The 21,625-nt window shown below is 72.2% G+C and carries 18 protein-coding genes and 2 pseudogenes; 16 read left to right on the top strand and 4 right to left on the bottom strand.

The genetic code is table 11. The annotated features are described in order from the left end of the window. Positions 1-326: 326 nt before the first annotated feature. Entirely contained in the window at positions 327-956 is a 630-nt protein-coding gene (locus ACZ61C_RS28930) for a Pvc16 family protein (RefSeq protein ID WP_465310993.1), read from the bottom strand. 185 nt (positions 957-1,141) lie between these two features. Between ACZ61C_RS28930 and ACZ61C_RS28925 the strand changes: the two genes are divergently transcribed. The 14 genes from ACZ61C_RS28925 to ACZ61C_RS28860 all read left to right on the top strand — a co-directional run bounded on the left by ACZ61C_RS28925 (position 1,142) and on the right by ACZ61C_RS28860 (position 17,842). Further along, the gene (locus ACZ61C_RS28925; RefSeq protein WP_465310992.1) at positions 1,142-2,677 is read left to right on the top strand and encodes a phage tail sheath family protein; all 1,536 of its coding nucleotides are present in this window, start codon (positions 1,142-1,144) and stop codon (positions 2,675-2,677) included. 32 nt (positions 2,678-2,709) lie between these two features. Then, positions 2,710-3,201: a phage tail protein gene (locus ACZ61C_RS28920; RefSeq protein WP_465310991.1), complete on the top strand. Its 492-nt coding sequence runs from the start codon at positions 2,710-2,712 to the stop codon at positions 3,199-3,201. Beyond that, a complete protein-coding gene (locus ACZ61C_RS28915; protein ID WP_465310990.1) occupies positions 3,198-3,587 on the top strand; it encodes a phage tail assembly protein in 390 nt (129 codons plus the stop codon). The genes ACZ61C_RS28920 and ACZ61C_RS28915 overlap by 4 nt, the downstream gene beginning before the upstream one ends. Continuing rightward, positions 3,584-3,775, top strand: a complete 192-nt coding sequence (locus tag ACZ61C_RS28910; protein ID WP_465310989.1) for a DUF6760 family protein — start codon at positions 3,584-3,586, stop codon at positions 3,773-3,775. The genes ACZ61C_RS28915 and ACZ61C_RS28910 overlap by 4 nt, the downstream gene beginning before the upstream one ends. Before the next feature lie 2 nt (positions 3,776-3,777). Continuing rightward, positions 3,778-7,551 carry an eCIS core domain-containing protein gene (locus ACZ61C_RS28905; RefSeq protein WP_465310988.1) on the top strand — a complete coding sequence of 1,258 codons (3,774 nt, stop codon included), beginning with the start codon at positions 3,778-3,780 and terminating at the stop codon, positions 7,549-7,551. Positions 7,552-7,561: 10 nt separating this feature from the next. Continuing rightward, positions 7,562-8,059 (top strand): phage tail protein, encoded by a 498-nt coding sequence (locus ACZ61C_RS28900; protein WP_323333558.1) that lies wholly within the window; start codon positions 7,562-7,564, stop codon positions 8,057-8,059. 31 nt (positions 8,060-8,090) lie between these two features. Beyond that, on the top strand, positions 8,091-8,624 hold the full coding sequence (locus tag ACZ61C_RS28895; protein WP_465310987.1) for a phage tail protein: 534 nt from the start codon (positions 8,091-8,093) through the stop codon (positions 8,622-8,624). A gap of 1 nt (position 8,625) precedes the next feature. Then, complete coding sequence (locus ACZ61C_RS28890; protein WP_465310986.1) at positions 8,626-9,456, top strand: LysM peptidoglycan-binding domain-containing protein; 831 nt, start codon at positions 8,626-8,628, stop codon at positions 9,454-9,456. Next, positions 9,453-11,765, top strand: coding sequence for a phage baseplate assembly protein V (locus tag ACZ61C_RS28885; RefSeq protein ID WP_465310985.1), 2,313 nt, complete (start codon positions 9,453-9,455; stop codon positions 11,763-11,765). Before ACZ61C_RS28890 ends, ACZ61C_RS28885 begins: the two co-directional genes overlap by 4 nt. Next, entirely contained in the window at positions 11,765-12,169 is a 405-nt protein-coding gene (locus ACZ61C_RS28880) for a GPW/gp25 family protein (protein ID WP_323333550.1), read from the top strand. Before ACZ61C_RS28885 ends, ACZ61C_RS28880 begins: the two co-directional genes overlap by 1 nt. Positions 12,170-12,171: 2 nt before the next feature. Further along, the gene (locus ACZ61C_RS28875) at positions 12,172-14,124 is read left to right on the top strand and encodes a putative baseplate assembly protein (RefSeq protein ID WP_465310984.1); all 1,953 of its coding nucleotides are present in this window, start codon (positions 12,172-12,174) and stop codon (positions 14,122-14,124) included. Continuing rightward, complete coding sequence (locus ACZ61C_RS28870; protein WP_465310983.1) at positions 14,124-14,663, top strand: phage tail protein; 540 nt, start codon at positions 14,124-14,126, stop codon at positions 14,661-14,663. The genes ACZ61C_RS28875 and ACZ61C_RS28870 overlap by 1 nt, the downstream gene beginning before the upstream one ends. A 968-nt stretch (positions 14,664-15,631) precedes the next feature. Further along, positions 15,632-16,552: a discoidin domain-containing protein gene (locus ACZ61C_RS28865; RefSeq protein ID WP_465310982.1), complete on the top strand. Its 921-nt coding sequence runs from the start codon at positions 15,632-15,634 to the stop codon at positions 16,550-16,552. Positions 16,553-16,585: 33 nt separating this feature from the next. Beyond that, positions 16,586-17,842, top strand: a complete 1,257-nt coding sequence (locus ACZ61C_RS28860; RefSeq protein ID WP_465310981.1) for a COG1470 family protein — start codon at positions 16,586-16,588, stop codon at positions 17,840-17,842. A gap of 733 nt (positions 17,843-18,575) precedes the next feature. Here ACZ61C_RS28860 and ACZ61C_RS28855 read toward each other — a convergent pair. Next, entirely contained in the window at positions 18,576-18,809 is a 234-nt protein-coding gene (locus ACZ61C_RS28855) for a hypothetical protein (protein WP_465310980.1), read from the bottom strand. Positions 18,810-18,948: 139 nt separating this feature from the next. On the opposite strand from ACZ61C_RS28855, the gene ACZ61C_RS28850 reads away from it, so the two are divergent. Further along, positions 18,949-19,776: a DUF3592 domain-containing protein gene (locus tag ACZ61C_RS28850; protein ID WP_465310979.1), complete on the top strand. Its 828-nt coding sequence runs from the start codon at positions 18,949-18,951 to the stop codon at positions 19,774-19,776. Positions 19,777-19,862: 86 nt separating this feature from the next. Here the strand turns inward: ACZ61C_RS28850 and ACZ61C_RS28845 are convergent. After that, a pseudogene (locus ACZ61C_RS28845) lies at positions 19,863-20,033 on the bottom strand (lipase); the annotation flags it as partial. Positions 20,034-20,116: 83 nt separating this feature from the next. Here ACZ61C_RS28845 and ACZ61C_RS28840 point away from each other — a divergent pair. Beyond that, a pseudogene (locus ACZ61C_RS28840) lies at positions 20,117-20,224 on the top strand (IS481 family transposase); the annotation flags it as partial. A gap of 137 nt (positions 20,225-20,361) precedes the next feature. On the opposite strand, the gene ACZ61C_RS28835 reads toward ACZ61C_RS28840, so the two are convergent. Next, entirely contained in the window at positions 20,362-21,597 is a 1,236-nt protein-coding gene (locus ACZ61C_RS28835) for a cation:proton antiporter (RefSeq protein WP_465310978.1), read from the bottom strand. Positions 21,598-21,625 lie beyond the last annotated feature (28 nt).

The raw sequence follows: 21,625 nt of genomic DNA, 5'->3' as shown, positions 1-21,625 counted from the left end.
CGCCTCTCCCCCCCCCCCCCCTCCCCCCCCCCCCCCCCCCCCCCCCCTCCCCCCCCCCCCCCCCCCCCCCCCCCCCCCCCCCCCCCCCCCCCCCCCCCCCGCGACGAGCTGGGCGAACCAGCGCACCAGCTCGTCCACCCCGATCTGGGCGGTGTCCACGCGGGCGGCGTTGGGGGCGCCGTTGGTCGTGCCCACCAGCCATTCCTGGTAGAGCTGGTGCCAGCCGTCGCCGGCGGCCAGCAGCTTCGCGAACGAGCTGGGCGTGCCGGTCGGGATGGACGCCGGGTTGCTGCGCAGCCAGGCGCAGTCCGACGGGGCGGGTGCGGTCATCGTCGCTCTCCTGTGTCGGGTTCGGGGGCGGGGCGGGACGTGCGGGTCCAGCGGGGCCCGGCCGCGCGCGGCTCGTCGGCCACGCCCAGCGCCACGGCGCGCACCGGCGGCGCCGGGTCCTCGAGCCGGGCCGGCACGACCGGGGCGGTGACGGTCAGGTCCAGCGCGGTGCGCAGCGGCACGCCGAGCGCGTGCCACAGGTCGTGCTCCGCACCACCGGCCCGGTGCCGGCCCAGCCGGACCGGCAGGGGTTCGGCCGGCACCCCGAGCCGTCCGGCCAGCAGGTCGGGGTCGAGGGCCGGGCGTCCGGCGTGGGCGGCCAGGACCGCGCCGAGCAGTTCGTGTTCGGCGGCCACCGTGGCCGCCCACGCCGTGACGAGGTAGGTCAGGCGGTAGCGTCGGACCGGCAGCACGGTGCCGGTGACCCGTCCGTCCGGTCCCCGCAGGCGAATCCCGGTCCCGGCCTGGCCGTCGAGCTCCTCGCCGATCTCGTAGAGGAACAGGCCGAGCACCGGACGGCCCCGGCGGGTGGTGACCGCACCCGGTGCTTCGAACGCGATCTCCACCTCCGCGGGCAGTTCCGCGAACAGCCAGGTCCGCAGGGCGGTGTCCACATCGTGCAGCACGCCGACCAGTCTCGGCCGTCCGCCGCGGCGGACGGGTGCCGCCGCGGGACGTCCCGGAGGCCATCGCCGTGGCCCCCAGGGGCTGTCCGGGGTGTCCGCGCGACGGCCCTTCGCCGCCCCCTGACCGGGGCGCGCCACTGCGAGGCTTCGAAGCGCTCAATGGTCCTACCCAGCAGGGAGATGCGATGCCGACCTACCTGTCACCCGGCGTGTACGTCGAGGAAGTCTCGTCGGGCTCGCGGCCGATCGAAGGGGTCGGCACCTCGGTCGCCGGCTTCGTCGGGTTCGCCGAAAAGGGCCCGCTGTCCGAGCCGACGCTGGTCACCAACTGGACGCAGTACACCCGGATCTTCGGCGGCTTCGTCGAAGGGACCTACCTGGCGCACTCGATCTACGGCTTCTTCCTCAACGGCGGCGGCTCGGCGTTCGTGCTCCGCCTGCCCGACCCCGACGGCGGCGAGCAGACGCAGGAAACCCACGCCCGGGCCGCGATCCCCGCCGAGTCCGACGACTCCGTGCCCGCGCTGGAGCTGCGGGCGCTCGCCGGCGGCGAGGCGACGGGACTCAGCGTCGTCGTGTCGGAGGCGTCGCAGCCCGGTGAGGACACCTTCAAGCTCGAGGTACTCAAGAATGGCAAGGTCGAGGAGACCTTCGACAACCTGACCACCCGGCGCGGCTCGACCAACGTCGCCACCGTGCTGGCCAAGCGCTCCAAGCTCGTCACCCTGGAGGACTCGCAACGCCCCGTGGTCGCGGTGCCCAAGAAGGGCGCCACCGTCGAGCTGCGTGGCGGCACCCTGACGGTGCCCGCCCGCGTCGGCTCCGAAAGCTACGTAGGCGACACCGATTCGCGGACCGGGATCAGCAGCTTCGAGGCGATCGACGAGATCACCATGGTCGCGGTGCCCGACCTCATGTCGGCGCACCAGCGCGGTTTGCTGACCGAGGACGAGGTCAAGAGCGTGCAGCTGGCGATGATCGCCCACTGCGAGCTGATGTCGGACCGGGTCGCCATCCTCGACCCGCCGCCCGGCCTCAACGCCCAGCAGCTCATCCGCTGGCGCACCGAGTTCGCCGGCTACGACTCGAAGTACGCGACGCTGTACTGGCCGTGGGTGCAGACGATGGACCCGACCCAGGGCGGCAAGGTCACGGTGCCGCCGAGCGGGCACGTCGCCGGCGTGTGGGCGCGCAGCGACCAAGCTCGCGGGGTGCACAAGGCACCGGCCAACGAGGTCGTGCGCGGCGCGGTCGCGCTGCAGACGGCGATCACCAAGGGCGAGCAGGAGCTGCTCAACCCGCTCGGGGTCAACTGCCTGCGCTCGTTCCCGGCCCAGGGCATCCGGATCTGGGGAGCGCGCACCCTGTCGAGCGACCCGGAGTGGCGCTACCTCAACGTGCGCCGGCTCTTCAACTTCATCGAGGAGTCGATCCTGGCCGGCACCAACTGGGTGGTGTTCGAGCCGAACGACCACTACCTGTGGGAGAGCGTCCAGCGCGTGGTCGGGGCGTTCCTGCAGCAGGTGTGGCGCAGCGGCGCGCTGATGGGCCGGACGCCGGAGGAGGCGTTCTTCGTCAAGTGCGACGCCGAGAACAACCCGCCGGAGAGCCGCGACGAAGGCAACCTCGTCGTCGAAATCGGGGTGGCGCCGGTGAAACCGGCCGAGTTCGTGATCTTCCGCATCTCGCAGTTCTCCCAGGGCGCCGCGCTCGACGAGTAGTCCCCCGAACCACTCCCGGAAAGAGGTCACCCATGGCTCCCGAGCCCCTCAGCACCGTCCCGGACGTCATCAGCGCGAGCCGGTTCGTCATCGACGTCACCGCTTTCGGCAGCAGCGGCAGCATCATGTTCTCCGAGCTGTCGGGCATCAGCTCCGAAGTGGAACCAGCCGAGTACATGAGCGCGGGCCGCAACGGCGTGCTGCTGTCGAAGCAGTTCGGCAAGACCAAGCCCGCGACCGTGACGTTGAAGCGCGGCGTCGACCAGGACGCCACCCTCTGGGTCTGGCACCAGAAAGCGATCGCCGCGGATCCGCAGGCGCGCCAGAGCTGTTCGCTGATCCTGCAGGACGCCGCCGGGCAGACCAAGGCGACCTACCGGTTGACGAACGCGTGGCCGTCCAAACTGGACGTCCAGGGCCTCAAGGCCGGCGCGACGGAGATCGTGATGGCCACCTGCACGCTGGTGTGCGACGAGATCACGTTCGTGCCCGGCCTGGGCGGCAAGAACACCAGCGGCGCATGACGGCCCCGGCGGTGGAGGGGCCCGGGTTGCGTACCGAGTACCCGTTCACGCTGCCGCGCGGCTACGTCGACGAGCACGGCCAGGTCCACCGCGCGGGCGCGATGCGCTTGGCCACGGCGAAGGACGAGCTCACCGCGCACGCCGACCCGCAGGTGCGGCAGAACCCGGCATACCTCTCGGTGCACCTGATCTGCCGGACGTTGACCTCGCTCGGCACGGTCGCCCCGGTGGACCGGTTCGTCGTCGAGCACCTGTTCGCGTCGGACCTGGCTTTCCTGCAGGACCTGTACCGGCGCATCAACCAGCACGGCCACACCGAAGCCGACGTGACGTGCCCGGGCTGCGGCCACCGGTTCGTGGTGGACATCGCGGGCGGGGACGGGTGAGCACTCCGGACGACCGGCTGTGGCAGGAGATCGTGTACATCGCCTACTACCTGCACTGGTCGTTCGACTCGATCCTCGAGCTGGACCACCGCAGCCGTACCCGGATCATCGAAGAGATCGGGCGGATCAACACCACGCTCAGCGGAGACCAGGAGACGACCGGCGCTTTCGCCGGCTGGGAAGGATGAAGATGCCGAGCTGGCCGTTCCGCCGCCGGGCCCGCCGGGCGGAGTCCACTGTGGACGTGGTCGCGCCGCCGCGGGCCACCGGCACGGCGTGGCGACGGGTCCCGCCGTTGCAGCCGGTGATCCCGTCGGGGGCACCGCTCACGGTCGACATGACGACCACCTGGGCGGCGGTCCGACCCGACCTGACGGACCGGGGGCGCTTCGGTGCGGAGGAAACCTTGGCGGGCCGGGTGATCGGCCTGCTCCGGGTGGTGCCCGAGGAGACCGGCGGGGTGCCGGGTTCGTTCCCGTCCGGGACCGAACTGCGGTTTCCCCCGGCCGGCGGTCCGGGTGCTCGGCCGGCTCCCGGCCGCGTGATCTCCGCCGGAGCCGCGGTGGACGCCATCGAGGTCCCTGGTGGCTTCGGCCCCGAAACCGCGATCACGGTCGAAGCCGCGACCGACCGGGGCAGCGCCGATGTGGCCGAGCCCGGTGGCGCGAGTGGTGCGGAGCCGGTGGCCCGGGCCGGCGGAGTCGTGGGTCGTGTGGTGCCGGCGAGCGCGGGTGGTGTCGGGCCGGTGGTCGGGGCTGGTGGGGTTGGGGGTCGTGTGGTGCCGGGTGGCGCTGGGCCGGTGCTTGGGGCTGGTGGGGTTGCGGGTCGTGTGGTGCCGGCGGGCGCGGCTGGTGCTGTGGCTGGTGTCGGGCCGGTGGTCGAGGCCGGTGGTACCGGAGTTGCCGGCCGGGTCGAGACCGGGGCCGATAATGCGGGCCAAGCCGCTGCTGCCGGCGCGGAAGACGTCGCGGCGCCGGCGGCGTCCGGTGCCGCGGCTCCGGGCCGGGCTGTGACCGGTATTGCGGGCCTGACCGGGAGCGGTGCTGCCCGGGCGGAGGCCCGGACCGGAGGTGCGCGCGGGGCCGATGCGGAGGACGCCACGTCCCCGGCGGTGTCCGGAATCGCAGCCCGTGCCGATGATCCACGTGACGCCGGGGCCGTGCTCGCGCTGGGCGTGGCAACTCGTCCGGACGGCGGGATCCGTGCCGTGACCAGCGGCACGGTGGCCGAGCTGCGGCATCCCCGGTCCGATCGCGCGTCAGGCTCAGGTGGGCCGCTGCCCGTCCGGACGGTCACCTCCGACTCTCCTGCGGCGGAGGCCGGACCACTCCGCAGCCTGCCTGCCCGGAACCCGTCGGCCGAGGGGCGGCCGACGGCGCCGTTGACGGCGGTGGACCCGGCGCACGTGGCCGAGCCGCGCGTGCCGGAGATCCCGCACCGCACACCGGCGTTGCTGCGGGAAATGACGCTGGAGCGCGACCGGCTGCTGGGGATGGCAGCCGAGCCGGCGCCGAACGTGCTGACGTCATGGACCCCGCCTTCGCCGCCCCCGCTACCCGGCAACGAAGCAGCGGAAGCGCCATTGCGCCCGCGACGCCGGGCCAGCCTGGCCGAGAGCCGCCGCCGCGGCCTGCGCGCGGCCCGGGACGAAGAAGAGGATGACGCGGACCCCGGTGACACACCGCCGGCCGTCCCCTCGGTGCCCGCCGCGCGAGCCGAGCCGCCGACGACTTCGTCACCCTCGGCTATCCCTGCGTTCGGTGGTGAGCTACCGCGTCCGGTGTTCGACGGTGAGCTGCCGCACCCGGCAGTTCCGGTGTCCGATCGCGATCCGCTGCCGCCGCCGGCTGGTGAACTGCCGCACCAGGAGGCCCCTGTGTCCGCCGGTGAGCTGCCGCATCCGGCGGCCGCGGAGCGTGATCGTGAACTGCTGCACCCGGTACCCGATAGCGGCGCGTCGACGGGCGGGTACCGAGACACCGATCCGGCGGAGGTCGCGACCGACGGAGACCGGCGTCCGCGAGAAGAGCTGCGGTACGTCCGGATTTCGAAGCCGCCGGCCGCAGCCGACCTGCACAACCCGGAACCGCGGGGACCGCACGGTTCCGTCGCGGCCGGGACGGAGCCAGTGGTGCCGTCTCCGGACGTCTCGCCGTTGCGCGCCGAAACCACGGCCGGAACACCGGCGGTGCCGGAAGAAACCGGACTGCAACAGCGGTCCGAGCCCCGCCCGCTGCGGTCGGCGACCCCGGAGAACCGGCGGAACCCACCGGTACAGCCGTTTCCCGTGCCCGCGGAGCCACCGGCCAGCACCGCCGAGCGCGATCCCGGCCTGCTGCGCCGCCTGTTCAGCCGCTTCACACCGGCCGCCGACGGACACCCGCGGTCCGATCAGGGACTTCGGAGAACCGAGGGATCGAAGGCTCTCGAAAGCACGCCGCGCGCCGAAGACTTCGTCCACCACCGAGACGGCCGGCCGGCCGGAACCGCTGGACACGCATGGTCGGCGGAAGGAGGTCGGCCCGTTGAAGGGTCCCACCTCACCGGGGACGGGCGGCACGGGGAAGAACCCGGTACCGGCTCCCCGCGGGCGACCGGGAACACCCAGCCTGCCGAAAGGACCCCACTCACCGGGATGACCCGGCGCGCCGGCAACGTCCCGCGTGCCGAGGCCGGGTACGACGCCGGCGGTCCGGGGAGCCGGGACACCGGTGATGTCCGGCGTGCCGAGGCCGACCGGCCTGCCGGCGACACCGCGCTCCCGGGGCTCCGGCACACCGGCGCCACCCTGCGTTCCGAGGAAGCCCTGCCTACCGAGGAAGCCCCACGTTCCGAAGCAGCCTGGCCGACCGAGGAAATCCGTCCCTTCGAGGAAATCCGTCCCGTCGAGCACTCTCGTCCCACCGGCGGTTCCGAGCCCGGCGGTCATGCGGCGCCGGCCGGTCACGGCCGGCCCACCGGGCACACCATCCCGCCGGGTGACGCCCAACCGGTGACCCAGGCCGGTCGTGCCACCTCCGCCAACCCTCCGCCTCCTTCGGGCTCCGCTGCCCGGGCCGGTCGTCCGGACCAGGTGGGGCACACCGTCCTCGACCGCCTCCGTCGTGGCGGCCGCACCGAAGACGCGCAGGTCACTCCGGGCACCCACCCCGCAGATCGCCCGCGCCGGCCCGAAACCACCGGAGCGGAGGCCGAGCGCGTGCCGGTCACCCTGGCCGCCCGGCTGCACCAGGCCGGCCTACCGGACTTCAAGGACCTCCAGGTCCGCCGCGGTCCGGCGGTCTCCGCCGCCGCCGGGCGGTTGCACGCCCGGGCCTACACCACCGCCGGTGTTGTGCACGTGCCCGCCGAATGGGGGCCGCTCGACCGGATGCCGGCCGCGGCCACTCTGGCCCACGAACTCACCCACGTCGTGCAGCAGCGCCTCCTCGACGGCCGCGTGCCCGACGAGACCACCCCCGCCGGGCGGGCGCTGGAAGAGGAAGCCCTCCGCGTCGAGCAGTGGATCGCCGGCGGGCCCGAAGTTCCGCTTCACCATCTCCGGCCACCTGCTGCCCCGGAGCCGGCCGTGGAAACGCCGAGCCCGCAGGAGGAACCGACCCAGCTGGCCGCGGAAGCGCCCTCCGGTGGGGTGGCGGGCCTGCTGGCCGCCGAACGGGACGGAGGCCGCCGGGTCGACTTCACCTCCGCCGACAGCCTCGCCCGTTTTCTGTCCGATGTGGACCCACCCGGCGGCCCCGGCCCCGCGCCGGTCGCCGCCGAGCAGCCCGGCTCGCAGGCCGAGCACGAGCGGCTGTTCACCGAACGCCTGGGGGAGAACCCGCCGCGCCGGTGGCTCGACCTCGACGAGAGCGACGACATCGAAGAGCTCAGCGGGAAGCTCTACGAGCGGCTGCACCGCCGGCTGCGCTGGGACGTGCTGGTGCAGCGGGAACGATCCGGCCGCCTGATGGACCAACGGTGAAGGAGCGCCCATGGGGTTCAAGGACCTCGCCAAGAACCTGGCCTACCACGAAGCCGCCAACCTGCTGGGCATTTCGCCCGGCGTCTCGCACCACTTCGTGGTCAACGTCATGAACGGGCCGTACGACTTCGGCACCTGGTCCAAGGTCTCGGGGCTGAGCGTCAACTGGGACGTCTGCGAGTACCGCACCGGCAGCACCGGCAACGGCTGCTGGGTCTTCCCCGGCAACACCAAGTACGAGCGCGTGAAGCTCAGCCGGGCGGCCTGCTTCGACTCGCAGACCGTGCAGGAGTGGCTGGCCGAGACCTCCCGCAGCGTGACCCCGCTCAGCGGCGCGATCGTCATGTGCGACTCGCGCAACCTGCCGATCCTGTCCTGGGAGCTGAAGCAGTTCTTCCCCTGCGGCTGGGCCATCACCGACTTCGAAGCCGGCCCGGCGTCCCACGTCGCGATCGAAACCCTGACGATCGCGCACACCGGATTCCTCGGCGACGAGGTCATGCGATGACCGCCGCCAAGAGCAAACCAGGAGGTGCCCGGTGCTGAACCCGTTGCAACCGGTCAAGTCCAGCATCCCGTACATCCCGTACTTCAACGAGGGCCCGTCGAACGCCAAGGTCACCATCGGCCTGGCCATGCGCTTCAAGGTGCTGGTGGACGGCCTCGGCGGCGGCACGCTCGACCTGGGCCAGTGGTCCTCCTGCAAGGGCCTGCGCGCGGACTGGAACCCGCGCCGGTTCCGCGCGCACGGCAACGCCGGCTACGAGCACATCCTGCCCGGCGGGCTGTCCTACCCGGTGATCCAGCTGGAACGGGCGATGGACCCGATCAGCTCCGCCGCGCTGCAGAAGTGGCTCAAGGACCAGGCCGCCCAGCTCTACGGCGAGCCGGGGACGACCACGCCGGCGGGCAGCACCGCGCACATCGTCCTGCTGGACCGGGCCGGGGCGCCGGTGTCGTCCTGGGACCTGCGGGCGGCGCGGCCCTCGGCGTGGGTGGGGCCGACCCTCAACGCCTTCGACAGCAAGGTCGCCATCGAGACCCTCGAACTCGTCCACGAAGGGTTCCTGTGACATGGCGCCGTTGCCGATCACCCACTCCGCCCCCAGCACCCTGCAGCAGGTCACCCGGCTGACCCTCGGCGCGCCCGGCGACCTCGTCACCTTCCCGTTCAACCCGGGCAAGGTGTCGGTCGACCGCTCGGCCGCCACCCAGAGCGCGGCCAACCTGGCCGGCACCTCCGAAGACAGTGTCCGCCAGAACGTCAAGCTGACCATCCAGCTCTCGGAGCTCAAGCTCTACGGCAAGGATTGCCAGGCCACGGTGCAGAAACTGCTTTCGTGGACCGTGCCGTACGCCGACTCGACACCGCGCCTGGACAGCTTCAACATCGGCCAGCTGGCCCGGGACTTCGTCGGCCCGCTGACCCAGGACCTGGCCGAGCGGGTGACCCGGGGCGGCTCGGGCAGCAGCGACAGCGCGTCGAAGTCCACCGGGGACGCCAGTTCCGGCGAGGCGAAGGTCGACTTCCGGCTCCCGGTGCTCACCCTGCTGTGGGGCAGCACGCTGAACCACCAGGTCACGCTGGAAAAGGTCGGCGTGACCTACGACCAGATCTCCCCGGCCGGCACGCCGGTCGTGGCGACGGTGGACCTGAAGCTGCGCGAGTACAGCCCGACGATGCCGCTGACGAACCCGACCTCCGGCGGCCTGCCCGGCCGGGGGCAGCACACCGTCATCGCGGGCGACGACCTGGTCCGCATCGCCCACCGGACCTACGGCTCACCCAAGGCGTGGCGGGCCGTCGCCCTGGCCAACGGCCTCGATGACCCCCTGCGCCTCGGCCCCGGCCGCCGCCTGTTCCTGCCCAGCACCGCCGAGATGGACCCCGTGGAGACGCCATGACCGACCCGATGTCCGTCGAGGAACCGCCGCCGTCGCGCAACCGCCCGACGGTGCGGCCGATCGTGACGGTGGATTCCGCCCCGCTGAGCGCGCTCGCGGCTTCGCGGCTGGCCCGCGTGGTCGTCGACTGCGACCTCACGCTGCCGGGGATGTTCGAGCTGACCTTCCTCGACAACGACGGCCGGACCCTCGACGACGCTGGGATCGCCGTGGGCAGCGTGGTCGCGGTGACCGGCTCGGGCACCGACGACGGCGTGCACAACATCGGCAAGCTCGTCGTGGGCGAGGTGACCGCGATCGAGGCGCAGCTGCGGGAGCTGACCGCGCACACCGTCGTGCGCGGGTACACCGCCGAGCACCGCCTCCAGCGCGCCACCCGCAGCCGCACCTTCCTCAACAGCACCGACTCCGACGTCGCGACCCAGCTGGCGGCCGAGGCCGGGCTGGCGACGGCCGGGGTCGTCGCCACCACGACCACCCACCCCTACCTGGCCCAGGTGAACCAGACCGACTGGGACTTCCTGCTCGACCGCGCCGCCGAGATCGGCTACGAGGCCGGGATGAGCGACGGCGTCTTCCACTTCCGGCCGGCCACGTCGGTGAGCCGACCGGTGGCCGCGGCACCCGAGCCGGTCACCTTTCCCGAGGACCTGCTGGACTTCCGGCCCCGGGTCACCGCGGGCAACCTGACCCCCGACGTCGAGGTCCGCGCGTGGGATCCGCTGAAGGTGGTCGCGATCGCCCAGCAGGCCACCACCCCCGGGGGCGGCGGCGGGGACACGCCGAACTCGCTGGGCACCCGGTTCTCCCCAGCGGGCCGTGGTCCCGGCGGCAAGCTCGGCGGAGTCGTGTCGAAGGTGCTGGGCCAGGTCGCGGAGCAGGCCGACAACCCGGCCGTGCTCGCGAAAGCGGTGGGTGATCCGGCCGGCAGCGCGAAGAACCTGCTCGGTGGCGTCGGCGCGGCCGTGCTGGGCGGGCTGGACCTCGCCTCGCTGGGCCCGGCGCCCAGCCCGACCGCGCGCATCACCGTCGACCGGCCGTTCGGCACCGGCGAGCAGGAGTTCACCGCGGCGCCGGGCATGGCCGCGGCGCTGGGCACCGAGGCCGGGTCGACGTTCGCCGAAGCCGAGGGCGAGGCCGTCGGCGACCCGATGATCCAGCCCGGCGTGCTGCTGGAGGTGCGGGGGGTGCCGCGGCCCTTCGGCGGCCAGTGGCTGGTCTCGCGGACCCAGCACATCTTCGACGACCGCGACCGCGGCTACCGCACGGTGTTCTCCGCCCACGGCCGGCAGGACCGGTCGATGCTGGGCCTGACCTCGCTCGGGCGGGCCACCCGGCAGCGGCCCCGGCTCGACGGGGTGGTCTGCGGCGTGGTCAGCAACACCCTCGACCCGCTGGGCAAGGCCAGGGTCAAGGTGACGCTGCCGTGGCTGGCACCGGACTTCGAGACCGACTGGGCGCCCGCGGTGCAGTTCCTGGCCGGCCGGCGCGGGGGAGCGCTGTTCCTGCCCGAGGTCGGCGACGAGGTGATGGTCACCTTCGAGTTCGGCGACCCCCGCCGCCCGTACGTGCTCGGCGGCCTGGTCAACAACCTGACCACGTGGAAGCTGAGCACCCCGCCGGCGCAGACGCTGAGCCTGTCCAGCGGCGGCGGGCTCGGCGGCGGCGGGATGGGCAACCCGATGATGGGCGGCGGCGGGATGCTCCTCGGCGCCGCGGTCGGCGCGGCGGAAGGCGCGATGTCCGCCGACGGGGGAGACGGCGTCGGCGGCTCGGTGCAGACCCCGGGCATGGTCGGGGAGATCATCCAGCGCGGCTTCGTCTCCAGCACCGGCAACTGCCTGATGTTCACCGACGAGCCGCTGCCCGGCGCGACCGTCGCCGAGGACCTGCTGCGGTCCGAACCGGGTGCCGCCGAAGCGGCCGGCGCGGCCACCGGCGCGTTGTCCGGCGCGCTGGGCTCCTCGGGGGGCGGCGGCGGGGCGGGTGCGCCCGCGATGGGCACCGGCGGCGCGCTCGGGGCGCTGGCGTCGTCGGTCACGGTCGGCACGCAGAACGGCGCCGTCGCGCTCACCATGGACCAGGTCAACGCCGCGGTCAGCCTGACCTGCAACCCGGTGCTGGGCGTGAGCAAGTCCCCCTTGCCGCAGATGACGCTGGCCGCGATGGACGGCGTCGTCATCGTCTCCGCCGGCCCGGCGGGCACCGTCGAGATCGACGGCGGCACCATGCTCACCCTCAAGGCCACCACCGCGCTGAACATCGCCGCGCCGGTGGTCACCGTCAACGGCATCCCCCTCCCGATCTGATGCGCACCGATTTTGTCGGCCGCGGCTGGTCGTTCCCGCTCGACGTCGACACCGGCGGCCGGATCGCGATGGCCGGCGGCGCCGCGAAACTGGAGCAGGCCATGCGGATCGTGCTCGGCACCCACCCCGGTGAACGGCCGTTCCGCCCGGAGTTCGGCTGCCCGCTGCGCGACTACGTCTTCAGCGGCGCCGGCGCCGACGTGCTGGCTGCCATCGCCGGGGAAGTGCGCCGGTCGCTGCGCCGCTGGGAGCCGCGCGTGGTGCCCGCCGACATCCAGGTCTTCCCGCACCCCGACGACGAGAGCGTGCTGCTCATCGACATCGCGTACGTGGTCAAGGGCGAGAACGACCCCCGCAACCTGGTGTTCCCCTTCTACACCATCCCCGAGAACGGGAGTGACTGACGATGGCCCTGCCCGCGCCGAACCTCGACGACCGCCGCTTCCAGGACCTGGTGGACGAGGCGAAGCGGTTCGTGCAGCGCCGCTGTCCGGAGTGGACCGACCACAACGTCTCCGACCCCGGCGTGACGCTCATCGAAACCTTCGCCTTCATGACCGAGCAGCTCACCTACCGGCTCAACCGGGTGCCCGACCGGCTGTACGTCAAGTTCCTCGAGCTGCTCGGGCTGCGCATGCTGCCGCCCACCCCGGCGACGGTGCCCGTCACCTTCTGGCTGACCGCGCCCGCGCGCAGCCCGATGGTGCTGCGCACCGGCACCAAGGTCTCCACCACCCGCACCGAAACCGAGGAGCCGACGGTGTTCGCCACCCTGCGCGACCTGACCGTGGTGCCCTCGCGGCTCGGCGCGGTGCGGCGGCTGCGCGCGGGCAAAGTGTCCACTGAGGACCTGACGCCGTCGGTGGAGCTGAGCCAGGAGTTCGCCGCCTTCTCCGACCCGCCGCAGCTCGGCGACGCGCTGCTGATCGGGTTCGCCGAACCGGTGCCGGGCTGCGCCGTGCGGCTGGACTTCGACGGGCGGACCGAAGGCATCGGCGTCAACCCGAAGCACCCGCCGCTGGTGTGGGAGGCGTGGTCGGCGCAGGACTGGCGCGAGTGCCGGGTCAGCACCGACGAGACGGGCGGGCTCAACCGGCCCGGCCGGATCGTGGTGCACGTGCCCGACGGGCACGAGACCAGCGCCATCGGCGAGCAGCGCGCTGCCTGGCTGCGGGTGCGGGTGGTCGAGCCGCTGCCCGGCCAGGCCGCCTACAGCTCCTCGCCGGTGGTCCGCACGCTCGTGGCGAGCACCGTCGGGGCGACCGTGCCCGCGATGCACGGCGAGATCGTCGAAGGCGAGGAGCTGGGGCTCGCCGAAGGCGTTCCGGGGCAACGGTTCTCCCTCAGCCGGACGCCGGTCCTCGCCGGGCGCAACCCGTCGTCGCTCGAAGTGGGCGAGGACGGCGCGTGGCGCGAGTGGACGCCGGTGGAGCACTTCGCGGCCAGCACCGCCGACGACCGGCACTACCTGCTGGACCCCGTGTCCGGCGAGGTCGAGTTCGGGCCGGCCGTGCGCCAGGAGGACGGCACCCTGCGCCAGTACGGCGCGGTCCCGCAGCGCGGCGCGCCCGTGCGGATGCGTCGCTACCACAGCGGGGGCGGCAGCAAGGGCAACGTCGCCGTGCGCGCGGTCAACACGCTGCGCGCGTCGATCCCGTTCATCGCCGGGGTGGAGAACCTCGAACCCGCCCAGGGCGGCGTCGACGGCGAAACGCTGGAGCAGGCCAAGCGGCGCGGACCGATCATGCTGCGCACGCGCAGCCGCGCCGTCACCGCCGAGGACTACGAAGCGATCGCCCGCGAAGCCGCGCCGGAGGTCGCGCGCATCCACTGCCTGACCGCCGGCGAGGACGACGTGCCGCACGGCGCGGTGAAGGTGATGGTGGTGCCGGCGGCGTCGGCCACCGGCCACCGGCTCGAGTTCGCCGACCTCGTGCCCGCGGAAGACACGCTCCGCCGCGTGGCCGAGCGGCTGGACGACGTGCGCCTGGTCGGCACCCGGGTGCTGGTGGAGCCGCCGCGCTACCGCGGCATCACCGTCGTCGCCCGGCTGGTGGCGCGGACCCGCCTGGACGTCGAGGAGATCCGGCAGCGCGCGCTCACCGAGCTGTACGCGTTCCTCAACCCGCTGACCGGCGGTCCCGACCGCACCGGCTGGCCGTTCAGCCGGCGCGTCGTGCGGGGCGAGCTGTTCGCGCTGCTGCAGTCGGTGCGGGGCGTCGACGTCGTCGAGGACGTGCGGGTCTACGGCGCCAACCCGGTGACCGGCGAGCGCGGTTCGGAAGCCGACCGCGTCCCGGTCGGCGCCGGCGGGCTGGTGTTCTCGTTCGACCACCAGGTCCGGGTGGAGAAGTCCTGATGCGCGCCGGAATCGCCGAGCTGGCCACCCCGCACCCGCTGATCGGCCTGCTGCCGTCGATCTTCGCCGACGACTCGTTCGCGGTCCGCTGGACCGAGGGGTTCGACCAGGTGCTCGCGCCGGTGATCGGCACGGTCGACTGCCTGGGCGCGTACGTGGATCCGCTGCTGGCCCCGGAGGACTTCACCCGCTGGCTGGCCGGCTGGTTCGGCGTGCTGCTGGACGAGAGCTGGTCGATGGCCGCGCAACGGGCGGTGATCGCCGAGGCGGTCGCGCTGTACCGGATGCGCGGCACGATGGCCGGGCTGCGCCGCCACCTGGAGCTGGTGGTGGACGGCGAGGTCCGCATCGAGGAGAGCGGCGGGGTGTCGTGGTCGGTGCGGCCCCGCCCGGAACCGCCCGCCGACGTCGAACACCGGGTCCGGGTGATCGTGACACCCGGCCCCGGGTCCCTGACCTCGGAGGCCGCGGTGGAGGCGGTCATCCGGGCCGCGAAGCCCGTGGGAGTGCTGCACAGCGTGGAGGTGATCGAGCCGTGATCGTCTGCCGGATGTGTGGCAACCACAACGCCGACGAGTCCGCCTTCTGCGGCGACTGCGGGCAGTTCCTGGAGTGGAACGGCGACCGGATCGTGGTGGTGGAGCCGGAGATCGTGATCGTCGAGGAGCCAGTGCCGGTGCCGGAGGCCCGGCCGTCGTGGTGGAGCCGGGTGAAGGCCCGGGTGCGGAGCTGGGTGCCGACCTACCGGCTGGAGGCCCGGCCCGCCGCGGTGGCGGCCGGGGTGGAGACGTTCGACTCGGAACCCGCTGCTCCGGCGGCTTCGCCACCTCCGCCACCGCCGGGGAAGGCTGCCGTGCCACCTCCGCCTCCGCCTCCGCCGGGGAAGGCTGCCGTGCCACCTCCGCCTCCGCCTCCGCCGGGGAAGGCTGCCGTGCCACCTCCGCCGCCCCCGCCGGGTAAAGCCGCTGCGCCACCTCCGCCGCCTCCGACCGGGAAGGTTGCCGCTCCGCCGCCTCCGCCGCCGGGTGGATCTGCCGCGCCGCCACCAGCGGCAAAGGCAGTTCCGTCGCCTCCGCCGGGAAACGCTGCCGCACCGCCGCCGGGTGCTGTGGCGGCACCGCCGCCCCCGCCGGGGAAGGCCGCAGCAACACTGCCTCCGCCGCCGGGTGGGGGAGTGGCCGCTCCGGCTGCCGGTGCGTCTGCGCCGCTTTCGCCGGGGACGGTTGCGGCCGCACCTCCGCCGCCGCCGGGCGGAGTGGCTGCTCCGGCTGCACCGCCACCCCCGCCGGGGAAAGCGAGCGCCGGCGTGCCGGGAGCCGGTGCGCCGCCGCCTCCGCCGGGGAAGGCGGGTGCCTCCGCGGGAGGAGTGCCATCGCCCGCCGGAGCGGGAGGTGGTGCGGCTGCGCCGCCGCCACCGGCGAAGGTGGCTGCCCCACCTCCGCCGCCACCCGGAAAAGCCGGCGCGTCCGCCGGAACAGCGCCCGCCGGTACTCCCATTGCCGTCGTCGTGTCGCCTGAGAAGGCGGAGCTCATCGCCGCCCTCGCCCAGCCTGTCGTCGGCCGGGCGCTGGCCGCCGATCAAGAACCGCCCGAACTTCAACCACAGCCGGTGCAGATCAAGACAAGGGCCATCGTCCGGTCCAAGCCCACCCGGCGGCTCGAACTCGGCGACCTCGTCTGCGGGGCCTGCGGCGAAGGCAACGTGCCGAGCCGGCACTTCTGCAGCCGGTGCGGTGAATCCCTCGAGCGGGCCTCGGTCGTGCGGCCCGTCTGGTGGCGGAGGCTGCTCGCGAAGCTGAAGCGGCGTCCGAAGGCCTACCGGATCGGCACCCGGCCGGGGCAGAAGGGCACCGGCGGGCACCGCAAGTGGCTGACCTACTCAGCCTTCCGGAAGGTGCGGGTCGTCTTCGGCATCGCGTTGCTGGTGCTCGGGCTCGCCTACGCCTTCTACCCGCCGATGCGCAACACCGTGCTGGACAACATCTCCGCGCTCTACCGGAAGGTCACCCCGCAGCTCGAGCCGGTGCACCCGGTGACCGTCACGTCCACGACCATGATCCCCGGCCACCCGCCCGGCGCGGCCGCCGACACCTACACCGACACGTACTGGGCCACGCCGTGGGACTCGCGCAAACACCCGCGGATCACCTTCACCTTCGGCGAGACCCGCTTGCTGCGCAGCATCATCCTCTACTCCGGGGCCCACGACGCGTTCGTCGCGAACGCGCGGCCGTCGATCCTCAAGGTGACGCTCTCCAACGGGGTCACCGAAAACCTGCTGCCCCAGGACGTCGCCGGTCAGCAGACGCTGTCGCTGAAGAACACGACCCTGGTCAACTCCGCGACGATCGAGGTGGCGGAGATCTTCGACGGGCAGAGCAGTCCCAACGTCGCGATGTCGGAGATCGAGTTCTTCGCGCTGCAGTGAACGCGGAGGAAACGCACACGAGGAGGTGACCGGATGGGCGTCGGCGCGGTGCTGCGGGTCGCGGCAGTGACCGTCGACCCGGGTAGTGACGCGCGGTGTCACGTGCTGATCCGCAACAACGGCGCGGTGGTGGACCAGTTCCGCTTCGCCGTGCTCGGCGAGGCGCGGGACTGGACGGTCGTGAAACCCGGGCGGGCCAACCTGATGCCCGCTCAGGAGGTCACCGTCGAACTGACCTTCTCACCGCCGCGCGGGCACGAGGTGCTGGCGGGGGAGTACCCGTTCGCCGTGCAGGTCGCCTCCCGCGAGGACCCCGGTGGCTCAGTGGTCCAGGAGGGCCTGGTCACCGTCACCGAGTACGCCGAGCTCAGCGCGGAACTGGTGCCGGTCAACTCTTCGGGCGCGCGCAAGGGAAAGCACACGCTGGCCCTGGACAACCTTGGCAACGTCGAACATTCCGTCGACGTGCGGGCCGCCGACCCCGATGACAAGCTCACCTTCACCGGCCGGCCGAAGGTGCCGGTGCTGCGGCCGGGGACGACCACGTTCGTCAAGCTGCGCGCCCGGCCGCGCAAGTACTTCTGGCGCGGCGCGGACCGCACCTGGCCGTTCACCGTGACCGTGCTCTCCGAGCTGACCGGCCCGGTCGACCTGGACGCGACGTTCCAGCAGCGGCCGATGGTGCCGCGACGGACGTTCCTGATCTTCTCGCTGCTGGTCATGCTGCTGATGGTGCTCGCGGTGCTGCTGTCCACGCTCCTGCGGGCGGCTCCGAAGACGATGGCGGGACCGTCGCCGTCGATTCCCCTGACGTCGTCGGCGTCCACCTCGACCTCGCCTTCCGGCACGCCCGGTTCGACAACGTCGTCCGCGCCCTCGATCACCCCGGCGGCGCCCACCCCGACGGCCGCGGGGGTGGGTGGTCAGGGCGCCTCGCCGGTCCGGCTCACCCCCGCCGCCACGACGACGCGGCTCACCATCACCGGCACGGCGTACCCGGGCGTGTCCGGCCCGCAGCTGTTCTCCTACGTGGTGCCGGACGGGCGCACTTATCGCCTGACCGGCCTGGAGCTGGCCAACCCCGGCGGCGACCAGGGCTCGGTGCGGGTCAGCCTCGGCAACACCCAGCTCGCCGCTTACGACCTCGCCACGACCCGCCAGGTCTCCCGCGAGCTGCCCGGCTCGATGACCGCAGGTGGCGGCCAGGTCATCACCATGGCGGTGACGTGCGCGAACGCGGACCGGCCCTGCACGCCGACCACGACGATCACCGCTCAGCCGGCGTCCTGAGCGGGCGGCGAAGCGGGGTGGGCCTCATTCCCGGGCCGCCGGCCGGTCGCTCGGTCGGCGCCCTCGACGTCTGCTCGCGAGCGGTCCTCGGCGCGATCGGTACGTGCTGGTGGATCGCGCTCCGGCTCGCGTTCGCCTCCTCAGGCTGCCGCACCTAAGCTCGGGCGGGGACGTCGAGGCGTTCGGGGAGCTGGTGCAGCGGTACTGCGCCGCGGTGACCCACATGATCAACTCTGGTGTTGTGGACCCGTTCGAGGTCGAGCGCCGGGTGATCGAAGTCTTCTGCGCGGCCTGGCGCGACTTGCGGCATCCGCTGTGTCCGCGCCGCGGGTTTCTCGGGGTCCTCAGCCACATCCAGGTGGAGGAAATTCCGGAGACGACGCATTTATGGTCGTGGACCTGGGTATGTTCTGCGCGCGGGCCCGGTCGTTACCTCCCCCCTTGATGACCGGGCCCGCCTCCATGGCACGCGGCTGGTCTGCTCGCCGCCCGCGAATGACGAGCTGGATCGCCACCAGGCGCCGGTCCTGGCCGTGTGCGCGGTCACGGACATCGATGCCATACCGACGCCGGACGGCGTGAAGGTCCGGGGACGGCGATGAACGCTCGGCGTGACGGCGACGGCAGCGACCACCTTCTCGTCAGGCTCGCCCGCCGCGTCACCACACTCCATCGGGACTCGCGGGCTGTGATCGTCCCGCGGACGGGTCGGGAAGGCCGAGCCGCCGGGTACTCAGGCGCAGTCCTGGCACCACCGCAGGGCTGCGTGCCAGGTCGCGATCAAGGCTTCGTCGTCGGCGAAGCTGGGGGAGGTGCCTAGCGGGAGCCAGGTTTGCTTCACCTGCTCGTTGCCTTCCAGGTGGACGACGCAAATTCCGCGGTAGCGCAGGACTTCGGCGCCGCGTTCGTCGGAGATGCTGACTTCGCGGCTGGCGGGAACCAGCCGCGCCCGCCGTTCGCTTGTCACGCGACTCCCTTCCCCGCTCATCGTCTACAGGATTATCGTGTATCGACCGTCATTTGTAACAAGTTCTTGCCGGTCGGAGGTCGTTCTTACCCGGGCGGGGGATGCCTTGTCCGCTCGTGACATCGATTACTGTCGGCGGATGGACCGCGACACGGCCTGGCTGCCTCGAGAGGAAGACGAGGCACTGCCGGATGGGGCCGCCCGTGGTGCCGAGCTTCGGAAGTTCGGCCTCCGCGCGCTGTTCATCGCGGTGCTGTGGCTGGTCGCGGCCGGAGGCGTGTTCGCCGGCCTGATCGCTTACGAGCACCCGGCCCGGCAGCTCCTCGACGACGGTGTCCGGGTGACCGGGACGGTGCTGCGGTTCGACGAGCGCCCGAATGCACTCCGCGTGTCCTACGACGTGCGGGGCGACCTGCGCTACGCCACCATCCCGGTGAACTCGGGACGGCGTTACATCAAGGGCCGGACCCTTACGGTGATCTACGACCCGGCGAACCCGTCGCGGGTGCGTACAACGCTGGAAGACGGCATGGATTCCCGCTTGTCGGCGTTGTTCTGGATGCTCGGCCTGTGCCTGCTTGTTGCGGCCGGGTTCGCCGTCGTCGCTTCTTTCCGGTGGCGACGAAGGTACCGCGCCGTGTTGCGGACCGGCTGGCGAGCGGCCTCGGTCACCGTTCGGCCCGACTATCCGGTTCGCACGCTCAGGCATCTGCCGGACCTGCTCGTCGAGTACCGTGACGGCAGCCGGGCCGAGCTGCGGGCCTCGGTGTCGAGTCACGGCAGCACGCACCTGTGGCACCAGCCCGAACGACCGGCCTGGGTGGGCGGCGGGGGCTCGGACATGGTGGTCCTGTTCGTGCGAGGCGGTCGGCGCCCGTTCGCGGTTCCGGCGTTCGGACGAACGCCTCGCGCCGGGCGGAAACCCTCACCACGACCAGGGGCTTCATCGCAGTACGGGGAAGACTGAGTAAATCCACCCTTCGTGAACGAGCTGCTGTTGTTGAACATGAAGCCGAACACCGCGTCGATGGTGCAGGTCTGGTTGGCTTCCGCGATCGTTTCGGCGCCGGCCTGGTTTGTCAGGTCGAGCAGGCGGGCTTCGGGGTAGGCGGCGTTGGTGCCGATCAGGGAGTAGCCGAGGAACGCGAAGTACAGGCTGCCGTCGAGGCTCTTGGCGAGTGCGGCCTTGTCCGCGGGGACGGCGCCGGCGTAGACGCCTTTGATGTCGAGGCCGGGGCGTAGGTCGCGTCGAGTTCGGCCGCTGCCGTGGCGCCGTCGCCGACTTCGCCACCGTCCTGCGCGGAGCCCGCCACCAGCGGATCACGCCCTGCACCCCACGCCACAACGGCAGAGTCGAGCGCTACAACCGGATCCTCGCCGAAGAGTTCCTCTACGCCCACGTCTGGACCAGCGAAGCCACCGCACCACAGCCCTGGCCGTCTGGAACATACGCTGTCGGCTGCCGCCGGCCTGGAGTCTTCGGAAAGCGCTGGGGTGCTGCGCTCCGTGAAACCTGCGGTGGGCGCCACTCTCGGGCCTGTGCGCGGCCGGGTCAGTCCTTGGCGGTTGCCAGGTCGGCGGCCATGCGGTGCGGGGGGTAGACCAGGCGTAGCAAGGGGCCTGTCATGGTGGTCGTCAGCACCGCCATGGCGACCATGAGCGAGTACACCGAGGTGTCGAGCAAACCGATCTGCAGGCCCACGCCCAAGATGATCAGCTCGGTGAGGCCGCGGGTGTTCATCAGCACGCCCAGTGTGCCCGCGTACTGGGAGGACTGGCCGCACGCGCGTGCGCCGACGTACGCGCCGAGGACCTTGCCGGCAATGGCGACCACCAGGATCAACGCCAGCTCACCGATTGCGGTGGTATCCACGGTGGACAGGTTGACACCAAATCCCGCCACGGTGAAGAAGACCGGCATCAGCACCGAGACCAGCGGTGAGATCTGGCCGATGAACTCCTCGCGAAGCGTCTCGGTGCCCGTGCGCGGGATGACCATGCCCGCGAAGAAGGCGCCGAAGATGAAGTGCAAGCCCAACCATTCGGTCACCCCGCCGGAGACCACCGCGAGCACGATCACGCAGACCACCGCGCCCGCGCCCAGTGGCCGGCCGGTTCGCCCGTGCGCCATCGCCAAGCGGGCGAGCACCGGACGAACCGCGAGCAGCATCACCAGGACGTAGGGCACTGCGAACAGCATTCTCCAGGAGTGATGACCGCCGGTGAACGTCAGCACGACGGCGAGCAAGCCCCAGACCACCACGTCGCCGATGGCCGCGACGGCCATGGCCAGGCCGCCGACGGCCGTTCGGTGCATGCCTCGATCGGTCAGGATGCGGGCCAGCACCGGGAACGCGGTCATCGACATCGCCGCGCCGAAGAACAGCACGAACGCAACGAGAGAACTCCCGTGCTGGTGTCTGCTCACCAGGTACAGCGCCAGCAGGCAACCGAGTGCGAACGGCAGTGCGATCGACCCCGTCGCCACTCCCGCCACGGCTCCCCGCCTACCGCGCAGCAACCGGTGGTCGAACTCGAGGCCCACGATGAACATGAACACGCCTACGCCGACGTTCGCCAGCGCGCTCAGGCCCAAGCGGACATCCGGCGGGAAGAGCAGCGCCCGCACCGTGCCGCTGAGCAACGTCGGGCCCAGCAGGACGCCTGCCACTATCTCACCGACCACGGCCGGCTGGCCCATCCGCTTCGCCAGCGCGCCGAACAGCTGGGCGGCTACGAGCACCACCGCAAGGGTCAACAAGAACTGAATGGTGTTGAGGCCTGTCACAGAGATCCCCCCGGCCATCGTGCTGGTT

This window comes from Amycolatopsis sp. NPDC104587 (assembly GCF_055583645.1).
The sequence above is the reverse complement of the archived record's forward strand: the minus strand, read 5'-3'. Positions and strand labels throughout refer to the sequence as shown.